Origin of the sequence: Maridesulfovibrio salexigens DSM 2638, from assembly GCF_000023445.1 — a bacterium.
In the GTDB taxonomy this organism is placed as follows: Bacteria; Desulfobacterota; Desulfovibrionia; order Desulfovibrionales; family Desulfovibrionaceae; genus Maridesulfovibrio; species Maridesulfovibrio salexigens.
Genome location: NC_012881.1, coordinates 295,463 through 318,761 on the forward strand (window position 1 = coordinate 295,463; position 23,299 = coordinate 318,761).

General features: G+C 48.6%; 22 protein-coding genes. 3 read left to right on the plus strand and 19 right to left on the minus strand.

Going from position 1 to position 23,299, the window contains the following annotated elements:
• Positions 1-2 precede the first annotated feature (2 nt).
• Both DESAL_RS01400 and DESAL_RS01405 read right to left on the minus strand, forming a co-directional pair.
• Entirely contained in the window at positions 3-1,472 is a 1,470-nt protein-coding gene (locus DESAL_RS01400) for an FkbM family methyltransferase (protein ID WP_041722045.1), read from the minus strand.
• A 404-nt stretch (positions 1,473-1,876) separates the two neighbouring features.
• Positions 1,877-2,710, minus strand: a complete 834-nt coding sequence (locus tag DESAL_RS01405; RefSeq protein ID WP_245543774.1) for a hypothetical protein — start codon at positions 2,708-2,710, stop codon at positions 1,877-1,879.
• An 85-nt stretch (positions 2,711-2,795) separates the two neighbouring features.
• Between DESAL_RS01405 and DESAL_RS01410 the strand changes: the two genes are divergently transcribed.
• A complete protein-coding gene (locus tag DESAL_RS01410; protein WP_012765872.1) occupies positions 2,796-3,743 on the plus strand; it encodes a hypothetical protein in 948 nt (315 codons plus the stop codon).
• 100 nt (positions 3,744-3,843) lie between these two features.
• Here DESAL_RS01410 and DESAL_RS01415 read toward each other — a convergent pair whose 3' ends face one another.
• The gene (locus DESAL_RS01415) at positions 3,844-4,137 is read right to left on the minus strand and encodes a hypothetical protein (protein WP_012765873.1); all 294 of its coding nucleotides are present in this window, start codon (positions 4,135-4,137) and stop codon (positions 3,844-3,846) included.
• Positions 4,138-4,351: 214 nt separating this feature from the next.
• On the opposite strand from DESAL_RS01415, the gene DESAL_RS01420 reads away from it, so the two are divergent.
• Both DESAL_RS01420 and DESAL_RS01425 read left to right on the plus strand, forming a co-directional pair.
• Complete coding sequence (locus DESAL_RS01420; RefSeq protein WP_012765874.1) at positions 4,352-4,837, plus strand: hypothetical protein; 486 nt, start codon at positions 4,352-4,354, stop codon at positions 4,835-4,837.
• Positions 4,838-4,916: 79 nt separating this feature from the next.
• Positions 4,917-5,552, plus strand: a complete 636-nt coding sequence (locus DESAL_RS01425; protein ID WP_157046906.1) for a hypothetical protein — start codon at positions 4,917-4,919, stop codon at positions 5,550-5,552.
• A gap of 45 nt (positions 5,553-5,597) precedes the next feature.
• Here DESAL_RS01425 and DESAL_RS01430 read toward each other — a convergent pair whose 3' ends face one another.
• From DESAL_RS01430 to DESAL_RS01505, 16 genes are all read right to left on the minus strand, one after another.
• Positions 5,598-6,767, minus strand: a complete 1,170-nt coding sequence (locus DESAL_RS01430) for an ATP-grasp domain-containing protein (protein ID WP_012765876.1) — start codon at positions 6,765-6,767, stop codon at positions 5,598-5,600.
• Positions 6,768-7,265: 498 nt separating this feature from the next.
• Entirely contained in the window at positions 7,266-8,447 is a 1,182-nt protein-coding gene (locus tag DESAL_RS01435; protein ID WP_012765877.1) for an iron-containing alcohol dehydrogenase, read from the minus strand.
• Positions 8,448-8,959: 512 nt separating this feature from the next.
• On the minus strand, positions 8,960-9,547 hold the full coding sequence (locus DESAL_RS01440; protein ID WP_012765878.1) for a peroxiredoxin: 588 nt from the start codon (positions 9,545-9,547) through the stop codon (positions 8,960-8,962).
• Positions 9,548-9,558: 11 nt separating this feature from the next.
• Positions 9,559-10,101 (minus strand): peroxiredoxin family protein, encoded by a 543-nt coding sequence (locus tag DESAL_RS01445; RefSeq protein WP_012765879.1) that lies wholly within the window; start codon positions 10,099-10,101, stop codon positions 9,559-9,561.
• A gap of 169 nt (positions 10,102-10,270) precedes the next feature.
• Positions 10,271-11,614 (minus strand): sigma-54-dependent transcriptional regulator, encoded by a 1,344-nt coding sequence (locus tag DESAL_RS01450; protein ID WP_012765880.1) that lies wholly within the window; start codon positions 11,612-11,614, stop codon positions 10,271-10,273.
• A gap of 12 nt (positions 11,615-11,626) precedes the next feature.
• Positions 11,627-12,808: a two-component system sensor histidine kinase NtrB gene (locus DESAL_RS01455; RefSeq protein ID WP_012765881.1), complete on the minus strand. Its 1,182-nt coding sequence runs from the start codon at positions 12,806-12,808 to the stop codon at positions 11,627-11,629.
• Entirely contained in the window at positions 12,808-13,950 is a 1,143-nt protein-coding gene (locus DESAL_RS01460; RefSeq protein ID WP_012765882.1) for an iron-containing alcohol dehydrogenase, read from the minus strand. The genes DESAL_RS01455 and DESAL_RS01460 overlap by 1 nt, the downstream gene beginning before the upstream one ends.
• Positions 13,951-14,050: 100 nt before the next feature.
• Complete coding sequence (locus DESAL_RS01465) at positions 14,051-14,671, minus strand: histidine phosphatase family protein (RefSeq protein WP_012765883.1); 621 nt, start codon at positions 14,669-14,671, stop codon at positions 14,051-14,053.
• Complete coding sequence (locus tag DESAL_RS01470; RefSeq protein ID WP_012765884.1) at positions 14,668-15,804, minus strand: DVU_1551 family NTP transferase; 1,137 nt, start codon at positions 15,802-15,804, stop codon at positions 14,668-14,670. Before DESAL_RS01470 ends, DESAL_RS01465 begins: the two co-directional genes overlap by 4 nt.
• Before the next feature lie 2 nt (positions 15,805-15,806).
• A complete protein-coding gene (locus tag DESAL_RS01475) occupies positions 15,807-16,844 on the minus strand; it encodes an XdhC family aldehyde oxidoreductase maturation factor (protein ID WP_012765885.1) in 1,038 nt (345 codons plus the stop codon).
• Positions 16,841-18,175, minus strand: a complete 1,335-nt coding sequence (locus DESAL_RS01480; RefSeq protein WP_012765886.1) for a DVU_1553 family AMP-dependent CoA ligase — start codon at positions 18,173-18,175, stop codon at positions 16,841-16,843. The genes DESAL_RS01475 and DESAL_RS01480 overlap by 4 nt, the downstream gene beginning before the upstream one ends.
• Positions 18,168-19,517 (minus strand): radical SAM (seleno)protein TrsS, encoded by a 1,350-nt coding sequence (gene trsS, locus DESAL_RS01485; RefSeq protein WP_012765887.1) that lies wholly within the window; start codon positions 19,515-19,517, stop codon positions 18,168-18,170. The genes DESAL_RS01480 and trsS overlap by 8 nt, the downstream gene beginning before the upstream one ends.
• Complete coding sequence (locus DESAL_RS01490) at positions 19,507-19,971, minus strand: DVU_1555 family C-GCAxxG-C-C protein (RefSeq protein WP_012765888.1); 465 nt, start codon at positions 19,969-19,971, stop codon at positions 19,507-19,509. The genes trsS and DESAL_RS01490 overlap by 11 nt, the downstream gene beginning before the upstream one ends.
• A gap of 56 nt (positions 19,972-20,027) precedes the next feature.
• Positions 20,028-20,678 (minus strand): DVU_1556 family methyltransferase, encoded by a 651-nt coding sequence (gene trsM / locus DESAL_RS01495; RefSeq protein ID WP_012765889.1) that lies wholly within the window; start codon positions 20,676-20,678, stop codon positions 20,028-20,030.
• Entirely contained in the window at positions 20,678-20,893 is a 216-nt protein-coding gene (locus tag DESAL_RS01500; RefSeq protein WP_012765890.1) for a DVU_1557 family redox protein, read from the minus strand. The genes trsM and DESAL_RS01500 overlap by 1 nt, the downstream gene beginning before the upstream one ends.
• A gap of 76 nt (positions 20,894-20,969) precedes the next feature.
• On the minus strand, positions 20,970-23,234 hold the full coding sequence (locus tag DESAL_RS01505) for a pyridine nucleotide-disulfide oxidoreductase/dicluster-binding protein (RefSeq protein ID WP_012765891.1): 2,265 nt from the start codon (positions 23,232-23,234) through the stop codon (positions 20,970-20,972).
• Positions 23,235-23,299 lie beyond the last annotated feature (65 nt).

A 23,299-nucleotide genomic window follows, 5' to 3' on the forward strand; every position in this document is an offset into this window, starting at 1 on the left:
CCTTATTTTAAGCATTCAAAGCAAGCCTGACCGAAAGTGATGTCGCTGATGCGGACTTCCTTCCAGCCTGCTTTTTCAACCATTAGTTTTAATTTATTGATATTGAAGTCATTGAAGAATCCGGCCTGCCTGCGCTTGCTGACTTCCCGGCCCGGTACAAGCGGGTGGTAAATTAAAATGAGCTTGTCAGCATGTTTGAAGGACCAATCCAAAAACAGTTGCGGTTCGTGGATGAACTCAAGCAGATAAAGGGCGCAGATGACATCAAAGTCCTGTTCAGGAAATTGCTGTTGGTTGAGGTCGGCAATAATTGTGTTGCGGTTGCGGGCTACAATATCCAGCGGGGTGTAGGTACTGCTTTCCGGAATATAATCCCGCAGGAGCATCATCCCGGCCCCGGCATCAAGTACGGAACTGTTTTCGGGAACCAGTTGGCCTGCCATACCTGCGCGCAAGTCGGCTTCTGTGCCGAGCATATCCCAGCGTGACCAGCGGCCGCAGTCGGTCTTCTTGTCCTTAATAAGCTGTTCGGTGAAGCCGATCATAAAATTTTCAGAAACCGGGGGGCGCATGCTCGGGGACATGATCGTATGTGCTGTCCAAGGCTGATCATATACAGGCAGTGGAGTCAGTGATCTGTCGATGCTTATTACATTACAGAGCTCATGGCTTGGGGAGTATGGGACCAGCGGTCCGCCCATGTCTTCGTGGGGGAAGCGGTATGATTCATACCCCATGTCGCGCAGCAGGCCCATTATGGATGCAAATTCTTTGATGCCTTTTTCCGAGTTGTGGAAGTGCCCCTTTTCCCAGATTATGGCTGCAACCCGACCTGTCTTCAAAATATCCAGTCCGCCCATGAGGGTTGCCAGCTCATGTCCTTCGGTGTCTATTTTCAGGAAAATACGTTCTTTGGAATCCATGAATCCGGCTTGGCGGACAATATTATCAATAGTTTCCAGCCGGACACTAATCGGCTTTCCTTGATTGCGATTTCCGGGCTGGGGAACAAGGCTGTGTCCCATGGAAGAATTCTGGATCAGTTCACTTTGTCCGCTTTGGGAAGAAGCCGCGCATTGGGCAATTTTCACATTTTGCACGCATTCATTAAATTCGCACCACATAGACAGCCGTTTAAGGTTTTCCGGATGCGGTTCAATTGCCAGAACGTTTATTTTTCCCGGGTATTTTTTGGCAGCAGTCAGGGTGTAGAGGCCGAAATGGGCTCCGACATCAATGAACAGGTCTCCCGGCTCAAGGTGGGCATGCAGAAAGGCCCTAGATGCATACTCAAATCCTCCGCAGCGGGTTTCCCTGAAATTGAGGGAAGCAGTGCCGGGGTCCTGCATTTCAGCATTTGCCAGCAGCATATCAAATTCAGGCTCACCTTGGTCGTTTTTAATGACACTGGGAATGATCCGCCATGCACCGTTGTTTTTCTTCAGTTGTTCGAGGATTTCCTGTCTGCTCACGATTAGTCCGATGATAGTTAGCGTTTTTACTATATGAATATTTACCTGAAAGCAGGACATAAAAAAAGCCCGCATAAAGCGGGCTTTAAAAATTGGTAACGGGCTCACCCGTTAGTCGCAGTGACTAGTCCTCCTGGCTGCCAGCCTTGATGAAGGCAATAGCGGCAATAGTCATTGCGAGACCGAAGAAAAACCAGAAAAAGCTCATATCCTTACTCCTCCGTTACGTGCTTATTAAACTGGATATCCCTTCGATAACAAAAAAAATAACTCTTGAATAGTAAATAAGACCGATTGAACTCGGTTTTTCAGTGGGATAAGGGAGAATCTCGTTGAGGTGTTTAGACGGAAATGTTCAGTAGAGACAAAAAATAAATCCAAGTTTATTTTTTATAATTTATCCCTTAAACAGAAATATTCAGAACTGAACCGGGAGCTGGGGCGGCAAAATAACTGCCGGACTGCATCTTATCCATAATCTCACCGGCGGCAAGGGGAGCAGTCAGGTCAGTGATGCCGGGGTTGGTTTTTTCCGCTTCGGATAAACCTTTGTCGAGTCCTTTCTTAATGGAATCAAGGCTCTTCCCCTCATCTTCAAGGACCTCTTCGATCAGACTTTTGATACTTTCAGCAGTATCTTCTCCGAATTGCTGGCTGACCTGTGCGAAAGTGTTCTGCAGGGTAAGCTGTGCTCCTGTGCCGGGGCTGGCGGCAAAAAAGTGTTCCTGCAGACCGTTTTCGAAGTAGTCATTCATGGCATTGTTGAGATTGGAGTTGAAATGGTCCATGACCTGATCTCCGGCGGCAAAGCCGAAGTTGCGGTCAATAAACTGAATGGATTTCAACAAGCCGTTACTCAGGGAGTCCTCGGTAATCTGGTCGCCGGAGTTGGCGATGACGATTCCTTTGAATGCGGTGGCGGCTTCATGACCGAATTTGCCTTCGATGAAGTCGGCTGCATTGGCGAGCGCGCCGGCCAGGTCAGAAGGGTCCTTGGGATTCTGTAAATCTCCCTCGGAACCCTTCTGGATTTCGCCTGTTTTGTCCGGATTAACGGTTTTTTGAGCGATCAATTCAGCAAATTGGTCAGCAGTATTTACGGGCGAGGCCGGAGTGTTCAGGCGCGTCGCTCTAACGCCGGAAGTCCGGCTCCCGCCCAAAAGCGGAGAACCGTTTTCCAGTAAAGCCGGAGCTCCGTAATTATTATTTAGTGCTGATCCATTTATTATCATAACCATTATCCTTCCGTATGGGTCATATCGGCCTACCTCAAGATTTGTTTAGAGAGAAATATAAAAAAACGCTCTTTTGGCGGATGTTTTGTTGACGGCTAAAAGCGCTGTCCGTATCTTTGCTGTCATGAATATTGAAACCATTAAAGAATTTATCAAGTCGCAGAAGATTTTGCTGGGCTGTATTGCCGGGGGAATACTCCTTATTGTTGCCGCGTACACTATTTTTACAGTGCAGCAGTCCATAGCCGAGGAAAAAGCGCGTATTGCCGAGCAGAACAGGGTTGAGCAGGAACGCATCCTCAAAGAAAAGCAGGATGGCCAGCGAGCCAAGGTTATAGATGCCATGAAAAGGCTCATTGAGACCGGAAATTCAGAAACAGCCCTGACCGTTGCCGAGCAGAATAAAGAATTAATGAATGATGAATTACGGGCCATGATTCATCTTGCCACTGAAAAGGATCTGCTGGAGCGTATTGAACGGACTTCCAAATGGAATTATGCTGATCTGGCTAAGTATTACGGCGAGCTTGCCGATCTTGATCCGGAAAATAGCAAGTACCGCAAAGAGCTGAAAGGTTATGATAAGAAATTGCGTAAAAAGCTGGAACGAAAGCTGTATGCTCAGGCACAGGCTCTTCCTGTGCGTGATTTCAAAGCCAATATGGATATCTATGAAGAGTTGATGCAGCTCAATCCCGGCGAGAAGCTGTATAAAAGTAAATATGAGCGCTACCGGGAACAGTATGAAGCTTTCATGAAAGAGCTGGCCAAGTTCGGACCTAAACCTCAGCTTTCCGCTGATCGCAAGTTCTACCCGGAAGTAAAGGAATACCTGAGCAAGAACTCCATGTTTCCTGAAACATTAGAGATGGAGTCTGCTACCGACTGTTATTATACTGACGCTGGCTGGCTTGTGGGCTGTACCTATAGCGAAAAAAATGAGGTAGGTACCAAGTTCAGTGAATTTCTTTGGTTCACTATTTCCAATTCGACTGTCCAGAAAGTTGAATCCGGTGGGGCGTACACTGTGAACTAGTAATAGTCATTTCTTTAATGATTTTGGGTAATAAAAAAACTCCGTCCGGTATCCGGACGGAGTTTTTTTATTACCCTGAGGCAATGCTTTTGAGAGATATTTAATCTTCCAGATCTTTGATCCAGCCTTCAAGGGCATCAATGATCTTACGAGCCTGATCCGGGCTGGAGATATTGAACTTGGACTGCGGACGGTATTCGCCTTTCATTTTGCGGAAACGGCGGATGGTGTACATGTCCTTGCCGTATTCACCGCTTTTACGATCCAGCTGTTTGTAACGGAACATGATAGTAGTCCATGCGCCTTTGGTCAGTACTTCTTTATCCAATTCTTTGACGATTACCTGACCGTCTTCTTCATAATGTATAGTCAAATCTTCAATTGTTTCGCTCATGGTATCTCCTTGAGGGGTTGATATCTAATATCCGAAACCTGCCGTAAATGTCTTTGGTTGTCAAAGGCGAATGTCTGCTTTAGGAAATCTCCTTTGGTGGAGCATATTATATCTAACTGGGCATAAAAAGTTTGTATAATGTCTAAAGTATTTTCATATGCGGGCGATTAGTAGGTAGTTGTTTTAAACCTTTAATCAATATGGAGATAGAATTATGAAGATAATTAGGGCTGTGGCTATGACTGTGGTTCTTGTGGGTCTGATGGTTGGTAACGTGTTTGCACAAGAAACGGTTTTTAAGCCTCAGGGCAGTGCTTTTGTCTCTGGTATTGCTTACCACAATGACGGTAATTTTGCAGGACCTATGGTAGACATATCTGTGTCCAATGTCACAGGAAAGACAATTGAATGCAAGATCACCATACTCGATGATGACGGGAATGATATGTCGTCTATGGGAAGTATTGTGAGGGGGGGGATGAATAGTTACACTGTAGTTAAATCAGGAACCGGTTCTTTCAGCCTGCCTCCGCATGCTACAAGAAAGTTTACGATGGAATATAGTTCCGCCGTAAAATATATGCTTGGACAAGCAATAGTTCAGTGGTCTTCTGACGATCCAAATCTCGCTCGAGCTCTGACAGCAAGTGTTGTGCAAGCGGGAAGTGCTTCCCCTCTTAACGGTGGCCAGCCCTTCTAAATTAAACAAACCGGCCCGCACAAGCGGGCCGGTTTTATTCTAACCACTATTCCAGATCTAAATACTGCGTAAAATCAGCATGCAGCATCTTCTGTCACTCATCAATGTGATCAGCATCAACTTCCACTTCCGCAAAGATAAAGGCGAATACCGGATGTTTGCGGTGACCAATCGTCAAAGGAGAAGACAAATGGTGAAATTTATTCACGCGGGCCTCATGTCTGCAGTAATGGTTGTAATGATGTGCGGTGGTGCCTTTGCGCAGGGGATTTTTGTTCCGCAGGGGAGTGCAGTGGTTTCTAGTGTTTATGTTTGGTATAATACAGCTTACAATAAGGACCTTTCGTATTTGTATCTGACCAATATAACGAATCAGTCTGTGCAAGTTAAAGTGTCGGTATACAACCATGATGGCGCAGATATCTCAAATTTTGGGACTGTATATACTGGGTCTAGCTCCGCTTCTCCAACTTACGTTGCAGCTGGGGGAATTTTTGAAATTCCTCCATACTCGTCGCGTATGTATGCTGTGTATGGGACTCAGACAGCCCAGACCGTGATATACGGACATGCGAATGTTGAGTGGTCTTCAAGTGATCCCCAATTAAAAAAAGCATTGATGGGGGTTTATAGACAGATCGGACAGGGATCAAATACTAAACATCAAGGGTATTTTTCACATAGCATTTTGTTGAATGGTGGCCAGCCCTTCTAAATCAAACAAATAAGGCCCGCTCACGCGGGCCTTTTAATTTAATAGTTATTCCATATTCAAATACTGCGTAAAATCAGCATGCAGCATCTTTTGCAGTTCAGCCATATTCTCCGCATCAACTTCCGCGAAGATAAAGGCGAAAACCGGATGTTCACGGTAATCAATCTCTCTTAATTCAAGCGGCTTGGAAAAGTTGGCCTTGAATCCTTCATAGTCCACGGATTTAATTTTCGAACGGTCTACAGTGGAATCGATTTCACCGATAACCATGGCGTATACTTTGCCATCGCAGCAGCCGGAGATTTTATCCCAATCCGGCTTGAGTCCACCCATGAAATATTCATAGGGATTGATGCCATATGCAAAGTGAGCCAGATCGGTAACGCACCAGCCTGCAAAACGCATGGGGTTGACCTCAATGACTCCTAAATTGCCGCGTCCATCTGTGCGTAATTCTATATGTATGGGGAAGTTTTTCAGCCTTGCACGTTTGCCGATCTCCTGCAGCAGGTTCAGGAATTCATCATGATGTTTGTTGATGATTTCTGTGGAGGTGATGTAGCAGCGGTCGCTGACATCATCACTGGAGGCAAAAAGGTGGCCTAGGATATTAATGATTACCGGATTGCCCTCTTTGTCGAAGTAGGCATCCACGGCAAACTCTTCTCCTTCAATGCATTGCTCGATGATAAAATTGTCCAGCTCCAGCACCTTTGCCGGGTACATGGTTTTTATCTGCTCAACTTCGTTTTTAATTTCATCTACGGCCTGATGCCATCCCTCAATTGATTCCACCATGTGTACGCCGAGGCTGAAGAAACCAACTGATGGCTTTATTACGCAAGGGATGGGCAGCTCTTCCGGCTTAACAGAATCCAAGTCTTCAAACTTTACCGTGCGGTAAAAGAACTCAGGATACATGTCCCGAACCATGTCGCGGAATGCACTTTTGTCCTTGAATGAGCGTATCTTTTGAGACAGGTCGCCGCTGGTCAGGTTGTTGTCGATCCAGTCAATTGCGTTTTCGGAGTTTGAATAAACAGGCTGGGTGTTGTCTTGATTGTATGCTTCAACGAATTCCCGCTCTGTGTTTAGTGAGATTGAGCGATCTTCAAATACTTCGTGGGCGACTTTATTTCCAAGTACGGGCAGCTCGATTTTATTTAAGGTCTCTTTCAATAAATTTGATACGTATGGTTTTTCCAGAATGAACATTGTGCTTTCCTTTTAGGGCTGGGTTTCAGCAGGATTAATAAAGATAATATCCGTCAAGCACAATAGCGAAAGGAAAAATACAAGGAAAGATACAGAAAAATAAAAAGATAGGGGGTCAGAATGGAAGAGGGAAAGAAAGGAGCAGGCCCGATTGCATTTGTTTCCAAGGTGCCGGGGTTTACGGTTCACTTAAACCGCACATGATTGAAACAATTTCTGCATTGGTCCGTATGCTTCATTACGGGCTTTCACCGTAACCGGGCCTGCACGGGGAAAATTCTGAGGGGGATCATGTCCCCCTCGGTAAATACTTTGTCTGTTCGGCTTTGAGTTTGCAGCTCCACCTGCTTGCCTTCGGCCGAATGTCTACAGGATAAACGGATCAAACCTTTGCCAATCCATGACCTCTGTTATGCAAAATGATCCGTATGCCTGCGACAAAACATTTGTACATCCGGCCTGCGGTTTGCAGCTCGCAGACCGGATGGAACTTTCTATTTACATAGCAGCCTTGTAGATAGCTGCAACTGCTTCGTCAGTCATGCATCTGGGGTTGGTGAGACCACATGCGTCTTTCTGTGCGTTGGCGGTCATAGTCGGGATATCCTTTTCGGAAACCTTCTTACCGTATTTTTCACCGAGAGCCTTCAGGCCGGCGGGGATACCAACGTCAGCGGAGAGCTGGCGGATAGCTTCGAGTGCTGCATCAGCTGCATCGCGCTGGTCCATATCGCTGGTATCAACGCCGAGCCATTCAGCCAGAGTGGCGAAACGTTCTACATTTGCAATCAGGTTGTGCTGTTCAACGTGGGGCAGCAGGATAGCGTTACATTCACCGTGGGGCAGATCATAGAAGCCGCCGAGCTGGTGAGCCATAGCGTGAACGTGGCCCAGAGAAGCGTTGTTGAATGCCATGCCGCCGAGATACTGAGCGTAGCACATGCCTTCGCGAGCATCGATGTCCTGACCGTTAGCAACAGCGCGGCGCAGATACTTGTTGATCAGGCGGATGGATTTTTCAGCACAAGCGTCAGTGATGGGAGTAGCGATGGTGGAAACCCAAGCTTCAACGGAGTGGGTCAGTGCATCCATACCGGTTGCTGCGGTCAGCGCCGGAGGCATGCCCATCATCAGCAGAGGATCGTCAAGAGCGATACCGGGGGTAACGCGCCAGTCAACGATAGCCATCTTAACTTTGCGGGAAGTATCAGTGATGATGCAGAAACGAGTCATTTCAGAAGCAGTACCTGCGGTAGTGTTAACTGCAACATAAGGAGGCATGGGGTTGGTGGATTTGTCAACGCCTTCATAATCATGAATGGTTCCGCCATTGGCAACTACAAGGCCAACACCTTTACCGCAGTCATGGGAGCTACCGCCACCGAGGGTGATCAGGGAGTCACATTTGTTGTCCTGATATGCTTTTACACCGTCTGCAACGTTTTTGTCAGTGGGGTTGGGAATGGTGTCATCATAGACTACGCAGTCCATGCCTTCAGCCTTAAGAATGTCAACGATCTGCTGGGTGATACCTACGCCGGTGATACCTTTGTCAGTTACGAGCAGAGGCTTTTTACCGCCGAGAGCCTTGATGCGAGCGGGGATTTCTTTGTGTGCGCCAATACCGATAAGGGTTACGCTGGGAATGAAAAAACCGTTTACTTGTTCACGTACTGCCATTTTGAGACCATCCTTGTAGCTTTATAGGTTTTTGAAGGTTGGGCCTGTCGTGTACTTATTAACGCTTTCTATAGGGCAAGACGTGTGCCAAAGTGGTTTGTGTATATATTTTAGTGGCTTGTTGGTTTTTGGCGTTTTTTGTGATGAATCATTTCAGATCTATTTTTGTGTCTAATATCGAAAAAACTAATGTGAAAAATGTAACAAGAATGGCAAAAGTGTTACACTGCATGGGGCGAAGTGGGTGTGTGTCAATATGAACCAGCTATGCAGAGCTGTGTGTCAGATAGATCTTGTGCTTTATTGAGCATATATTTACATTTTATATGCATGTATTTTTGCTGTTTTATAGCCTAAATATTCATTGTTTAGTTTGTTGATTAGCGAATCAATTGTTTTTCTTTGTTTGTTGCTTGCATATTTGTTACTGTTTGTGTTTTTTGCATTGATTGAAAAAGAAGAGCCGCCCTGAATTATACAGGGCGGCTTTAATCTTAAAATGGCAGTAATGGTTAATTCAGTTTCTCAAGGGCCTTAATTATCTGGCCGAGATCTGGCCTTTTATTAATGTCGTGTACATCGATGTAGCGAAGTATTCCTTTCTTATCGATAATGAAGATAGCCCGTTCAGTAATACCTTCCGGTCTGAGTATTCCATATTTTTTTGCTGCTTCCCCATGAGGATAGAAGTCAGAGAGTACAGGGAACCACAATCCGCCTTCACCCATTTGAGTTGTCCAGGCGTGTAGCGAAGGAATATTATCAGCTGTTATCCCAAGGATTACAGCATCGTGCATTTCAAACAATTCGCGGGCAATATTGTATCCCGGCCATTGGTCGGAGCAAATCGGAGTGAATGCGGCAGGAACAAATGAAATGACCACATTCTTTTTACCCCGGTAGTCTGAAAGACTGACCTTGGTGCCGGAAATTGCGGGCAGAGTGAAATTCGGGGCTTCATCTCCGACTTTGACTTTGAGTACGCTGTCCACTGCTTTAAGTGGATGCTGTTTGTATATCTGTTCTTTCGCTACCTTGGCCTGAGCAGGTACATGGGCCAGCAGCAGAATGGCTAGGGTGCACAGAATAGTTTTGATCATATCCGGCTCCGTTAAAGCTTATTGTTAATTGTTTGCATGAATTTTTCTGTGGATTCAAATGGGCCCTCATGGGAGAGCAGGACTTTATATTTACCGCCGTCATTTTGCAGCAGGAAGAAATGCGGAGTCCCGGGCTGGCCGACTTTATCATGAAGATCAAGTTCCGGATCAGCAAAGATCGGGAATTCTACGTTGAATTTTTCTTTGAAAAAATCAATTTCGAATTCAGTGTTTCCTGCAGCAAGTCCGATTAGCTTAACCTGTTTCCCTGATCCTTTTTTTAGACGTTCAAACAAGGTGTTTACGGTTGGTGCTTCTCTTTGGCAGTGCGGGCAGTACATGCTGTATACTTCCACTAAAAGATATTCAGCATCAATGTCGCTGATTTTCCAAGGACCGTTACCTTTCAGAGCCAGGTATTGTTTTTGAGTTTCAGTCAGCTTTCCTTCAAGAGGAATCTCGGGGAAATCCATTCCGGGCTGGATAGGAGCAGCATAAGCCATTGAGGTTACGAACAATGTGACAATTATTAAAACAAAGCATATTTTGCGCATTAGATTTCTCCTTGGGAGTTTATGGACAATATATCCTGCCTGAACCGGGGAGGAAGTCCAGCTTTGATGTAGCTGGAGTTGGTTTGGCACTTGAATGGTATGGAATTGAATGCAAAAAGCCGCCCTGCTAAATACAGGACGGCTTGCATAATTAATTGTAAGTCAGAATTTACAAATTATATTTATCAATCTTGCGGTAAAGGGTCTTCCTGCCGATTCCCAAAGCCTGTGCAGCCTTTTGGCGATTTCCATTGAAGAAATCCAGGGCCTTGATGATGTGCTCACGTTCCATGCGTTCAAGGGAAAGGATTCCGGCTTCGCCTTCGCGTTCAGGCTGGTCGGCGATTTCCTTGGGCAGGCAGGAGCATGTAATCGTATTGTTGTCGGCAAGGATGATGCTGCGTTCCAGAACGTTCCTAAGCTCGCGGACGTTACCGGGCCAGTGGTAGGAAAGCATGCATTGCATGGCTCTTTCGCTGATTGTGTATTCTCCTTGTCCCATCTGGAAGCCGAGTTTGTTGATGAAAAAGTCGATGAGCAGCGGTACATCTTCGCGGCGGTCTTTAAGTTCCGGCAGGCTGATGTTGAAGACGTTGATACGATGGAATAGTGCTTCGTGAAATCTACCTTCTTCCACTTCTTTGGCGAGATTGCGGTTGGTGGCGAAAAGGAAGCGGATATCAACGGTGCGTTCGTCCTTTTCCCCGACCCTGCGGAAGGTATGGGATTCCAGCACACGTAGCAGTGAAGCCTGCACTTCCATTGGCAGTTCCCCGATTTCATCAAGGAAGAGAGTCCCGGTATGGGCAAAGGTCATCAGTCCATCGCAGTTTTCCGTGGCTCCGGTGAAGGAGCCTTTGGTGTGGCCGAAAAGTTCACTGCGTGAAAGTTCTTTTTGCAATGTTGCGCAGTTCTTAACGATCATGGGCTTAGCCGAGCGTTGACTGGCACAATGGATGGCATGGGCAACTACATCCTTACCTGCCCCGGATTCCCCGGTGATCAGTACCGGAACATTAGTGGGAGCTACCTTATTAATAAGATGACGGATTTGCTTGATGGGGCTGGAGCTTCCGATGAGCTGTGAACTGGCTGTTTCGCATTGCTGGGAATGGCGGTAGCTGCGGTTTTCACGGGTCAGGCAAACCCGCTGCCATGCCCGGTCAACAACCAATTCCACACGGTCGAGGCGGAAGGGTTTGGTAATGTAATCGTAGGCCCCGATGCGTATAGCTTCAACTGCGTTGTCGATATTACCATGTCCGGTGATCAGAATGACCTCCACATCCGGTTCCATGTCCTTGAATTCGGTGAGCAGTTCAAGGCCGTCTCCGTCCGGCAGGCGGATATCGGAAATAATTACTTCGTATCGTTCCTTGCGGACCATTTCCCGGGCCGTTTTAGCGCAGTTTGCAGTCTGGACAATGCGCTCCGGGCTGGACAGTTCCTTGCTTAGCAGTTTTAGGATTGATTCTTCGTCGTCTACCACAAGTACTTTATATGATTCAGCCATCTCTTAATCTCTCTACAGGGGGAAAAGTACCGTGAAGCTGGACCCTTTGCCCTCTTCACTATCTACTATGATTTCGCCGTTGTGTTCGCGTACGATGTTGTAACAGGTGGATAGCCCGATTCCGATCCCCTTGCCCACCTGTTTGGTGGTGAAGAAAGGTTCAAAGAGCATACCACGGCTTGCTTCGGGGATACCGCAGCCGGAATCGCTGACACGTACTCCTACGTGTTTGTTTTCAACGAATGTTTCAATGTTGATTTTACCGTTATGCTCAATGGCATCAACCGCATTGGTCAGCAGGTTGAGAAGGACCTGTTTGAGCTGTGCCTCATTGCCGAGTATGGATTGCATGGGAGAAGCCAGTTTTACTTCAAGCTCCATCTGCTGGTAGCGCCGGAATTGGTGGTCCAGCAAACGCAGGGTGTCTTCTGCAACTTGATTGATGTCTACAGGTATGAATTCCGATGCTACCGGCCTGCTGAAAGAAAGCAGGGTCTTAACGATGTCCTGACAACGCAGACACTCTTTGAGGATTGTGTTGGTGTAATCGTAAAGATCTTCTGCAAGTTCATCGGGTATTTTATCATCCAGCCGAGTCAGCCTGCGCTGGATACCTTCGGCAAATCCAGCCACAGCAGCCATGGGATTGTTTATTTCATGGGCAACCCCGGCTGCAAGAACGCCGATAGTTGCCATCTTTTCAGCTTGATAAAATTTGGCCTGATATTCCTTTTCCATGGTTACATCGCGCTTGAAAATCAGGATGCGGTCTTCCTCGGTGCCGGGCGTCTTAAGCGGAGAAGCTACCATGTCGAATTGCAGGTTTTTGCCGTCAATGCGAAAGATAGCTGTATCCTTGCAGACCGAGTTGGTGGAAAGAGATTTGAAAGCCGGACATTCCGGGCAGGCATGTTCGCTTTCCCTGAACAGGGTGTAGCATTTCTTGCCAATGGGATTGAGGCCGGGGAAAAGTTGTTCAAATACGCGGTTTACAGAGATGATTGTCAGGTCTTCGGAAAGGACCATCATAACATCGGTAATACCGTCCAGGATTGCCGCAATCTCACAGCGCTGGTCTTCGGATTCGCGGTTGATTCCCTTCAGTTCCTGTATGTTCTGCTGAAGTTCCTGAAAAAAATTAAGCTTGTGATGTTCAATGCCGATCAGATCATGCAGTGCGGTCTTGTTACCCATTACCAAGCCTCCGCACAGATAGACATCAGTTCTTGGCAGTCAGCTTCCCGCGGGTTGGTTACTGTGCAGGCATCTCTAGCCGCAAGACGGCAGATTTCTTCCATCTGGTCATTGTCCGGTACAATGTCCCGTAAACGCATGGGAATTCCTAATTCTTCGAACATGGATTGCAGTATTGTACTCAGGTCCCGCTTCTTTTGCTTCATCGGGGCCGGGCAGCTGTTGTTGATAGTCCGGGCAATGGTTTCCATTTTCCTTTCAGCGCAATGTTTATTGAAGCGGACAACAGAAGGAAGCAGGATAGGCAAAGTTAAGCCATGAGTGACATCGTAACGTCCTCCGAGTGAGTGGGCCAGAGAGTGCCCGACCCCCAGTCCTGCGTTACTGAAAGACATGCCTGCGGCGGTGCTGGCAATGGAAAGATTTTTTAATGCTTCAGAATCTTTGGAGTTTGCAGCCGTCTTGATGTTTCCGGCAATGAGCCTGATGGCAGTCAGTGCCTGTGATTCCGTAAAAGGTGAAGCCAGCCGGGAAACATAGGACTCAATGGCATGGGCCAAAGCATCCACTGCCGAGGCGAGGATAAGTTCGCGGGGCTTGGTAACCAGCAGGTCGGGGTCGATGATGGAAATATTAGGTACCAGTGAACGGCTGATAATGGCCATCTTCACCTTACGCTTTTTGTCAGTGATGATGGCGTATTGCGAAACATCGGAGCCGCTTCCTGCGGTAGTGGGGATCAGGATCATGGGCGGCAGGGGGCGGCTGATGCGGTTGGCACCTTCATAGTCGTGAATTTCTCCGCCATTGCTGACGATGGTGGCAATGCCCTTGGATGCGTCAATGGGGCTGCCGCCGCCCAGTCCGATGATGACATCGGCCTTATGATCACGGTAAAGCTGGGCTCCCTGTTGAATCTGGCAGGCTCGTGGATTGGCGGTCAGGCCGTCGAAATATATGCAGTCCAGATTGGCGGCTTTAAGAAGATTGATGATGATTCTTACCCAGCCGGATTCTTCCAAGCCTTTATCACTGACCAGCAGGACCCGCTTGGCTCCCAGCCTTTGGGCGCATGAAGCCAGGTAGGTGATGCTGCCGTTTCCGAAAATGACTTCCGGTATGGCGAATTTGGTTACCTGCATATACTTCCTCTTCTTGAAATTATGTCTATCTCTGTATAATTATTGCATTGTTTGATTGTCTGCCTGCATGGGAAATAAGTCAAGGTCAGGATAATCAACCTTAATCCGGCATAAGTGTCAGTAGATGGTCGCCCAGTCCCGAAGTTGGCGGGAGGTTGTACGCTTGCAAGCTGAATCCTCGTTTGTTCCGGGCGATAACTGTCGCATGGCAGTAGTCCGGTTTCATCCTGAAAATATTGTCCAGCGGAAAGTCCAGTACAATATGCAGAACTGTCCTGATTACTCCGGCATGGGTAACTGCAATAACCGGCTCTTTGTCATCAAGACTATCCAGAAAGGAACTGACCCGTTGTTCTAAATCATTAAAGTTTTCCCCTCCCGGAGCGCGGAAGCCAGCAATGTCTTCTCCACGCTTTTGGTAGTCCTGTGGGCTCCTTTCTTTCAGTTCGGCAAAGTCTATTCCTTCCCACTCGCCGAGGTTGATCTCTTTGATTTCAGGGACATGAATCGCCTTTAGCGAACACCGCTTTTCAATAAATGATACAGTCTGAACTGTTCTGGTCAGGGGACTGCAATAGATACGCCGTGGTTGGAAGGTGCTCAAGGAATCAGCCAGTTGCGCTGCCTGAGTAAGACCTTTTTCTGAAAGAGGCAGGTTAATCTGACCCACAGCACGGCCTTTTCCGCCTTCAATCTCACCGTGACGGATGAGCACAATCATACAAGTTCCTTGGCCATCAATCGGGGCAGGTGGCAGGGAATGCTGATTCCCGTTTCCTGTTCGTATCTTTGAAGCAGGTCTTTGGCTCGTGAAAGCCTGCCGGTAATGGCTGCTACGGCTTCGGGGTCATCTTTCCATCTTTCGAGTGTTTTTCCGTAACGCTGATCCAGAGATACTGGAGTGGTTCCTTGGAAAAGTTTGTCAGCTAGAAATACAATTTCCTGTTCCGTAAGCGGTGAGTCTGGTTTGATGTCCGTATCCCTGTGAGCGGCCACAATATCGGCAATGCCGGAGAAGCCGTACCCCGCAAGAATTGCCGCCCCTGCTGATTCGTGGTTACGTTTGAGCTTTGCAATGTCGTGCATTAATGCTGCACACTTGACCACATTCAGGTCCAAAATTTTCTTGTTGTTGCGGGTTTTATTCAAGGCTTCAGCCATCAGGCAGGCAGCTTCGGCTACGGTTTTACAGTGCTCCCGGGTCTGGTGCGGAGTGTCGGCCAGTTCCCAGAGAGCTTCGCATTCTTCCGGCAGGGGGATGCGGCGGCGTGAGATTGCACGGGCCTGTTCATAATCTTCCGGTGTGTCCAGATCGCGCAGGATGCCGAGGTCCGGCATCCTGAGTTCCCGGGCATTCGGGTCATGCCGTTCGAGGACAGCACGCAATCCTCCTTTTCCGTCATGGGCAAGGATTTCAGGGATCAGTTTGGCACTGATAAGCGGGGGATGTCCCCGTTCTCCCCGGAAACAGGGATAAATGATATCTGCCGGGGCAGATGCATAATCAAAGGTAAGGGCCCGGATGGTTGAAGAGCGCACCAGCGGGATATCTACGGGGAGGACCAGAAATGCAGCGGTGTCACTTGGCAATCCTTGCACTCCGGCTCTGACCGAGGAAAACATACCCTGCTCATAGTCCGGGTTGAAAATTTCATGCATACCCAGCACTTTTGCTTCAGCTCCGACCTGATCCGCCTTGTGTCCGGTGACAACAAAGACATCGGAAGCACCGCCGTTAACCAGCGAGCGGATGCAGCGAGAAAGAACAGTACAACCGTCCAGCGGAAGCAGTGCTTTCAGCTTGCCCATGCGCGACGAAAAACCCGCCGCCAGAATCAGTCCGTAAATTTTCATGTTCAACCCCCGGCACGTTTTTGGATTAATTCTCCTACAATTGATACCGCGATTTCTTCAGGTGTCTGTGCTCCGATTGAAAGGCCGATCGGGCAGTAGCAACGGTCGATTTCTTTCTGCGCAACTCCCTCATCGCGCAGAGCATCGTATATGGCGTTGCGTTTTTTGGAACTGCCGATCATGCCCACATAGCGGGCGGGGGTGGCTAATGCCTGCCCCAACACAGTCTTATCGTGTAAATGACCTCTGGTTACGATGATTATGTATGAATTGTCGTTAACTTCCAGTTCGGCAAAGCAATCTTTGAAATCAGGCAGAACATGGATTTCAGCAGCCTGCGGGAATCTTTCCCTGTTAGCGAAATCAGCCCGGTCATCAAGAACTACAGTGCGGAAATTAACTGCTGAAGCCAGCTCTGCCGTGGGTCGGGAAACATGTCCGGCACCGAAAATATAGAGATCCGGCTGAGGAATAAATGCTTCTGTGGTAAGCAGAGCTCCTGCAATATTCTCCATTACCGGAGTGCCTGATTTAAGGGCTGTCTCAAGCAGTCTGGTGGCTTCTTTTTCCTCGGCAAATTGCAGTCCCGGCAACTGGCAGCATGGACGTACGGCCTGCCTTTCCTTGATAGAACCATCTACAGAAACAGTGAACAGTACTGCGTGTTTTCCGCTGCGCAAAGCTTCATTCACAGCGGAAAATACAGCTATGGTTTCCTCTTCCGCAGGAAGGTGCTCCAGCATCACTTCAACATGGCCGCCGCAGATCATATCCGCATTGGCAGCAAGTTCATTGGAGAGATCGAATTCACGGAAAGATACCGTATTTGCCGGTTCATTAAAAAGTTTTGCGGCTTCTTTCTGGACCAGCGCTTCGACCAGACCTCCTCCGATGGTTCCGTCAATGGAACCGTCGCGCATGACAAGCATTTTGCTGCCCGATGAGCGGGGAGTAGAGCCGGAGCTTTTTACAATCGAAGCCAGAATGAGATCATTGCCGGATTCAAGCTGAGTGCAGAGATTGGAAATAAGTTTTTTCATAGGTTACCGGCCTTTATCGGGTTTACTGTTATGGAACGCTTGCCGAAACCGGAATGAATGGTTCCATCCTGATTAGCAAGTCTGGCTGAGATTTTCAAATTGTGGTTGGCACAAGCCTGTTGGATTTTTGGATAGTCCATAACCAATTGTTTTATTTGCGGGCTGGGCTTTGATCCGGGCAGTACATCCAGTTTGAAAGACAGAGCCAGTTCATCAGTATGATAATCAACTGTGAAGTCGAGAATATCTTTATGGGCAAGGATGATGTTGTTTAGTTCGCCCAAGTCCAGTCGGCTTCCTCCGGGAAGAATTATGCCGTCATCGAGTCTGCCTTCCACTGCCCCCAGCCTGCGTAAAGGCAGGCCGCAGGAACATTCATCAGGCATTATGCAGCCAACATCCCCTGTGCGGTAGCGGATCAGCGGCATAGCCCTGCGGGAAAGGGTGCTGATTACTATTTCGCCCTTGTGTCCGTCAGGAACCTGTTTTTCTGTGGCCGGATTGATAATTTCCACAAAGAAATCCGGTTCGCGCAGGTGCATTCCTGAACCGGAATGACATTCCACTCCGCCGCCAAGACAGGTTTCAGTCATGCCCCAGTGGGAAAATACTTCGCAACCGAAGACACGGGCAATCGTCTGCATACTGGTCTGGGGCAGTACATCCCAGCAGAGCAGAACCGAGCGGACATGGTTAATGGTGATTCCTTTGTTTTCCAGCATCCGGGCCAAGGCATGAATCTGGATAGCCGGTCCTAAAATGCAGCTGGCGTGGCTATCGAGCAGTAGGTTGAGCAGAGTGCTGATATATGAAGGGTTGACCGGGAGTACGGTTTCCCCGCCCAGCAAAGAGATTGATTCAGCAAAGAGTGAACCTACTCCTCCGGGGCGTGAGTCGGGCAGTATCGCCAGAATGGTTTCCCCTTCCTTAAGCATGGGGGACATTCCGTACTGGAAAAATTCAATGGTCCTTTCAAGGTCCCCAGCAGAGAAAAAAAGGCGTTTGGGCGGACCACTGGAGCCGGAACTGGCTAAGGTTATGGCTCGGGCAACTTCATCCTGTGAGACACAGAGAAAATTTTCAGGACCGTTGCGTAGGTCATCGGCAGTAGTGAAAGGTAGTTTTTCAAGGTCCGCAGGGGAGTGTACGGCCCCGGTTTGAATTCCGGCCAGTCGCTCGTGGTAGAAGGGACAGTTCTTTACAGCTTGAAACAATGTCTGGCGCAATGACGCAAACTGCCATTCCTGCAGTTCGCGCACTGAGACAGGTTGTATATCGGGATCACGGCCCATGCGCAGATTGAGCCATTTACCCAGCGGGCGTTCAGTCATCAATCATCCTCCTGTATAAGGTGGAGCCGTCCATGGCGGTAAGATTGTAGGCACAGAAAGGTATCAGCCTGCCGTCTGGAGCGGCCACATGGATACAACACCCTTTTAAGCGGTCAAGGTCAAGTGTCCATGCATCTTGAAAGGCCATTCCCGATATGGCTAGAATGTGTGTTTTGGCCCGGTTCAAAAAGCGGTCGAGGTCGTCCTTTGGTTCCTGACACTCGCAGCCAGATTTTGGTGCAGCCCATTGACGGCGCACGAAAGCCTTGGATTTGTCTGCCCCTTCGGAAGCCGGTTTCGGGGTGCAGCAGCCTTCTTTTTTCGCTGACAGCTTTTTTAAGGTGCCGTCTTCCATGACCAGATAATTTGCATGGAAGGAGCACAGGGAATGTTCACATCCCGGAGGCATGAAATCATCCTTATGGACCAACTGATCGCTCTGCTCTTCAAGGGCGGTCATGATTTCGGGCAGGGTAATGCGCATATCGTCTGAAGGCGGGGCGGGATAGCGTCCGAAATAGCTGACCGGCTGGAAATGTACTCCGCGTACCCCCGGAGCATATGAAACAGCCAGCTTCAGTATTTCTCCGATGTCATCGTTGTTCACGCCGGGAACAACTGTAGGCACCAATACTACCCCAATCCCCGCCGCAGTGAGGTTCTCAATTGCTTTTATCTTTTCTTCCAGCAGGTTGCGGCCCCTGATGGTCTTGTAAATATGGTCGTTTGTTCCGTCGAATTGCAAAAATGCGGAATCAACCCCGCCTGCAGCCCAGCGCTTGGCCAGTCCGGGGTCCTGAGCAACGCGCACCCCATTTGTATTGACCTGCACAAATGGAAAACCATGTTTTTTGGCAAGCTCGGCAATTCGTGGCAGGTCATCGCGGACAGCCGGCTCGCCGCCTGAAAGCTGTAAGTTGCAAGGTCCGGCAGTGGCACGGACTTTTTGCAGCAGATTATCCAGTTCAAGAATGGTCGGATCTGCCGGAACTTTCTGGCCTGCTGAAGCAAAGCATACCTTACATTTTAAGTCGCAACGCCATGTGATTTCCACCAATGTGGTACAAGTATGCTGGTTGTGATCCGGGCAAAGGCCGCAATCAAAAGGGCAGCCCTTACTTTCAGTTGTGTCCATTACCGGGGGAGCCGAAGGAATCTTAGGACGAGACCAGCCGGAAACTGCGGGTTCCCCACGCCAGAAAGGAGTGCTGAATTTCCCGTGTTCCGGACATTCTTTCACAATGCGGCTTTCACCGTTTTCAGTAACCTTGCGTGCAGAAATTTTTTTTAGGCAAACCGGACAAAGGGATTCTGTCGCAGCAACATCAAAACTAATATCCATCAGAATCATCCCTTCCAACAGCCGGATCAAATCCGTTTTCCAGTAATATGTTCACAAGTTGAGCATAGGCTTCACCAAGCAGTACTCCACAGCGGTCCGCTCTCGGTGCTCCGCATTCCCCGTCCAGAATATCGCTGCATTTAATGCCGCCGAATTCTGTGCTGACTCTTTCTTTAAACCATTCACGGAAAGTTTCCACCAGCAGGGGATAATTGTCTTCAGCAGCCTCAACTTCGGTACCCTTGCCAGCGTAAAGTCCCAGTGCGCAAAGTCCTCCGCTTAATATGCCGCAGGTCCCGGCGCAGTCACCCATGCCCATGCATAATCCCTGTGCAGCGCGAACAAGGGCCGGATTCTCCTGCTGTAAATTATCAAGACAGAGGATGATCATTATTTGGGCGCAGCAATAACCAGCACCATTAAGTTGCATTATTCTAATATCTGTATCGGTCATGTATGGCTCCGGCGAATTTGTTTTGATTTATGTGTAAATATTAGCGGCGAGGGGGATTAACACTCTGCGATCAACAACATATAACCGGGGCGGTCGCAGCAATTCTGCCCTGCGGTGGGATTTTTTTCCCCGGCGAAGACCAGCTTTGCAGCCAGTTCAACCAGTAATCGGGAATAGTCTTCGATTGATGTTATCTGCATCCCGTTCTCTTTAAATATCTGCTCTATGCGTTTTAGATAAAGCGGCGTACTTGCACATGATCCGTCGCTGCATTGGTCAAGCCCTTTCCCGCGCTGGTAAAGGTCGCTGATAATTAATTTGCCGCCTTTTGTGAGTACTCGCTTGAATTCTAGAATCGCCTTTTCCTTATTAGGGATCAGAGACAGTACACATTCGCAGAAAACGGCTTCAAAACTGGAGTCTGCATAGGGTAGATTTGAACCGTCCGCGCGGGTAAGCGGGAGCTCTGCCGGTGCTTCAGAAAGCTGGCGTGGAGAATAATCCATGCCGAAAGCGTTGAAACCGTGTTTTTCATGCAGATGCTCAACTGTTGCGCCCAGTCCGCACCCAACATCAAGCACCCGTGCACCTGATTTGAGCCGGGCCAGTTCAACAGCACGGTCAGTGATGGTGAATCCACCGGGGCGCAGGGTGTTTCCGGCGGCATCGCGAAGGATGGATTTTTCCCAGAGCGGAGTACCAGTCATTATTTGTCCTCCAGCATCCGTTCCACTTCGGCCATTTTGCCCAGCGCCAGTTCTTCGGGAATAAGCACGAATCCGCAATCCGGGCATGCGGGTAATTCTACATTGAACCTGCTATCAAGATATTCCAACTCAACAGGCGAAGGATTCAGGTTGTGCCCGCACGTTGCACATTTCCAAGAAGAAAAATCTTCATCAAGAACTTTCATAGTACTCATTAGTTGCCTCCTTGAGCCGTATTCAACAATTTATCTCTGTAAATTTGTTGGAAAAATAAATTTGAAATATTTTTCCTTATCCCAGTACCCGCATGCGGTGGGACCAGACTCGATGGACCAAATAAGTATTGTCTTTCATTTCGTATTCTACCCAGTAGGTTACTGTAACCGGTCGAAACTGTACCAGTAGGTGTCCACTTTCTGTATTTTCAAGTACTTGCTTTGAATCCTGCACAGAATGCAGCGTCTTTTGTACGTCTGACAAAAGGATGCGCCGTTCTTCCATCATTTTTGTGGCTTCTGGAGTGAATTCCACGGCTACGGTTTCATAATCGTTGCGTGGTTCGGGTTGTTCGTTCCATGTTTCGCGGAGCAGGGTTTCTTTCAAACGAACCCTGTTTTCACGGCGTGCAGAGTAACCGGGGGCGATACGTCCGGCCGGATCTTCTTTGCCGTCAGGGAAAAGGATGTCGAGAATGTGCTGGCAGCGTTTTCCTGCCTTGGAAAGCATGTCACGGCACATGGCGCAGTAAGTAATGCCGTCATGATCCAGCTTTTCGGCCCTGCGTTCAGCTACTTTGCGGGAAAGCGGTTCATTGGCATTTGCCAGCAATCCGCCGAAGCCGCAGCATTCGGTATGAGTCCCGGAAAGTTCCGGTTCCTCAAATGTGACATCCATTCTGCTGAGCAGTAGACGCACATCATTCATAAGTTCATGGTTTTCGCGTGCTGAACAAGGATCCTGCAATGAAAGCAGCTCGGCTTCCGGGTGCTGATCAAGCTGTCTCGCTTCAGAGCTTAGGATTGACCAAAGGGAAATGACATCCGCCTCGGGTAATCCCTTATGCAGGCTTTCCATACAGGACGGACATGCAGCGATAATCTGCGGACGTCCAAGTGATTCCCAATCACGTTTCAGAGATTCCATCTTGCGATCAAACATTTCCTGCTGTCCGGCCCAGTCGGCAGGGGCGCCGCAGCAGCGAAGCATAAGTCCGGTTCCACCATCTAACTTGGAGCAAAGATGTGCGTATGTCCGCTCTATGGCTCCGGGGTCGGATGCGCTTAGCTGGCATCCGGGGAAGAAAACTCGTGCACTTGTTGATTTTTCCGGCTGGTGTTTGACCAGCGCACAGGATGAGGAGTCTGCAAAATCCATATCGCGAAAGGCGAATTCATGGGCTGATGGCGGCATGTGTCCTTTCTTTACAAGATCCTGCCGTGCTTCGAGGCAGAGGTCCTGCATGGCGAAATTTTCAGGGCAGACTTTTTCGCAGAGTCCGCAGAGCATACAGGAATTGATCATGGTGTTAGCCATGCGGGTGCCCATAACAATGGAGGCGTTGTTGTATATCTGACGGGCGTACGCCTTGGGGTAGCTCTTGAATTCTTCTAGATATGCACAATTGTTCACGCACTCCATGCATTCACAGAGCATGCAGCGGGAAGCTTCTTCTCGGGCCTGTTCCGAAGAATAACCTTCGGCAGGGACGTTTACCGGGGGGACTGCTTCAACTTTGCTGATATTGGTGAAGAGTCTTGTTTCAAAAGGATCTTCGCGGTCGCGTCCGGCAGTAAGGGATGCATTTTGGAGTTTACGTTCAATGGAAAGCGCACCCTTGCGGCCTATCGCGAGGAGTTCGAGGGTTGATTTTCCGCTTGCATCCGGAGAGGCGAACAGGAATTCAATGTTAGTTTGCAAAGTGCCGGGATCCACTTCACTAATTCCCAGTTGTGAAGTGTTGTATACCAGTGGATCGACAAATACTGCATCAAAACTTTCGCGGGCGGCCATAATTGTTTGCGGCTCAGGCTTGCCGTGTTCCGCAAAGGAAACATTCATTTTGCCGAGCTGAGCCAGTTCTTTTTCAATGATTTCATTGCTGACTTTATCTGCCGGAAGACTTTCGAAGCCCTGAAGCTTGTCTTCGCAGAAAACAATAACGGTAAATCCCTTCTTGCCGAGGTCCCATGCCGCTGTCATAGCTGCTAGATGGGCACCGAAAATAGCAATGTTTTTACCTTTGGGAGGCAAAGCACGGATCATGGGTGAGCGTTTGGCATTGTCCGCAACAAACCGTTCCATCGCGGCCAGCTCAATACCGCCGCCTTTTTGAGAGCGCAGACAGTCGTTTTGACAGTCTCCGTCACAGATGCGGGCAGTAATGGCAGGAAACGGCATGGTTTTGCAGAGCACGGCCCAGGCCTTATCTATCTGACCTGCTGCCAATGAACGGCAAAATTCCCGTCCATCCACATGCAGCGGACAGCGGGCTTTACATTTAGGCGGCTCTTCCTGAGTACACCTAGCTTCCCAGTCGCGTAAATTTTTTTGATCCATAGCGGCGAAGCCTCGATAAAAAGTTTTGATGCGTCTCAGCCTGAGGCAAAATAAATCCGGATTCG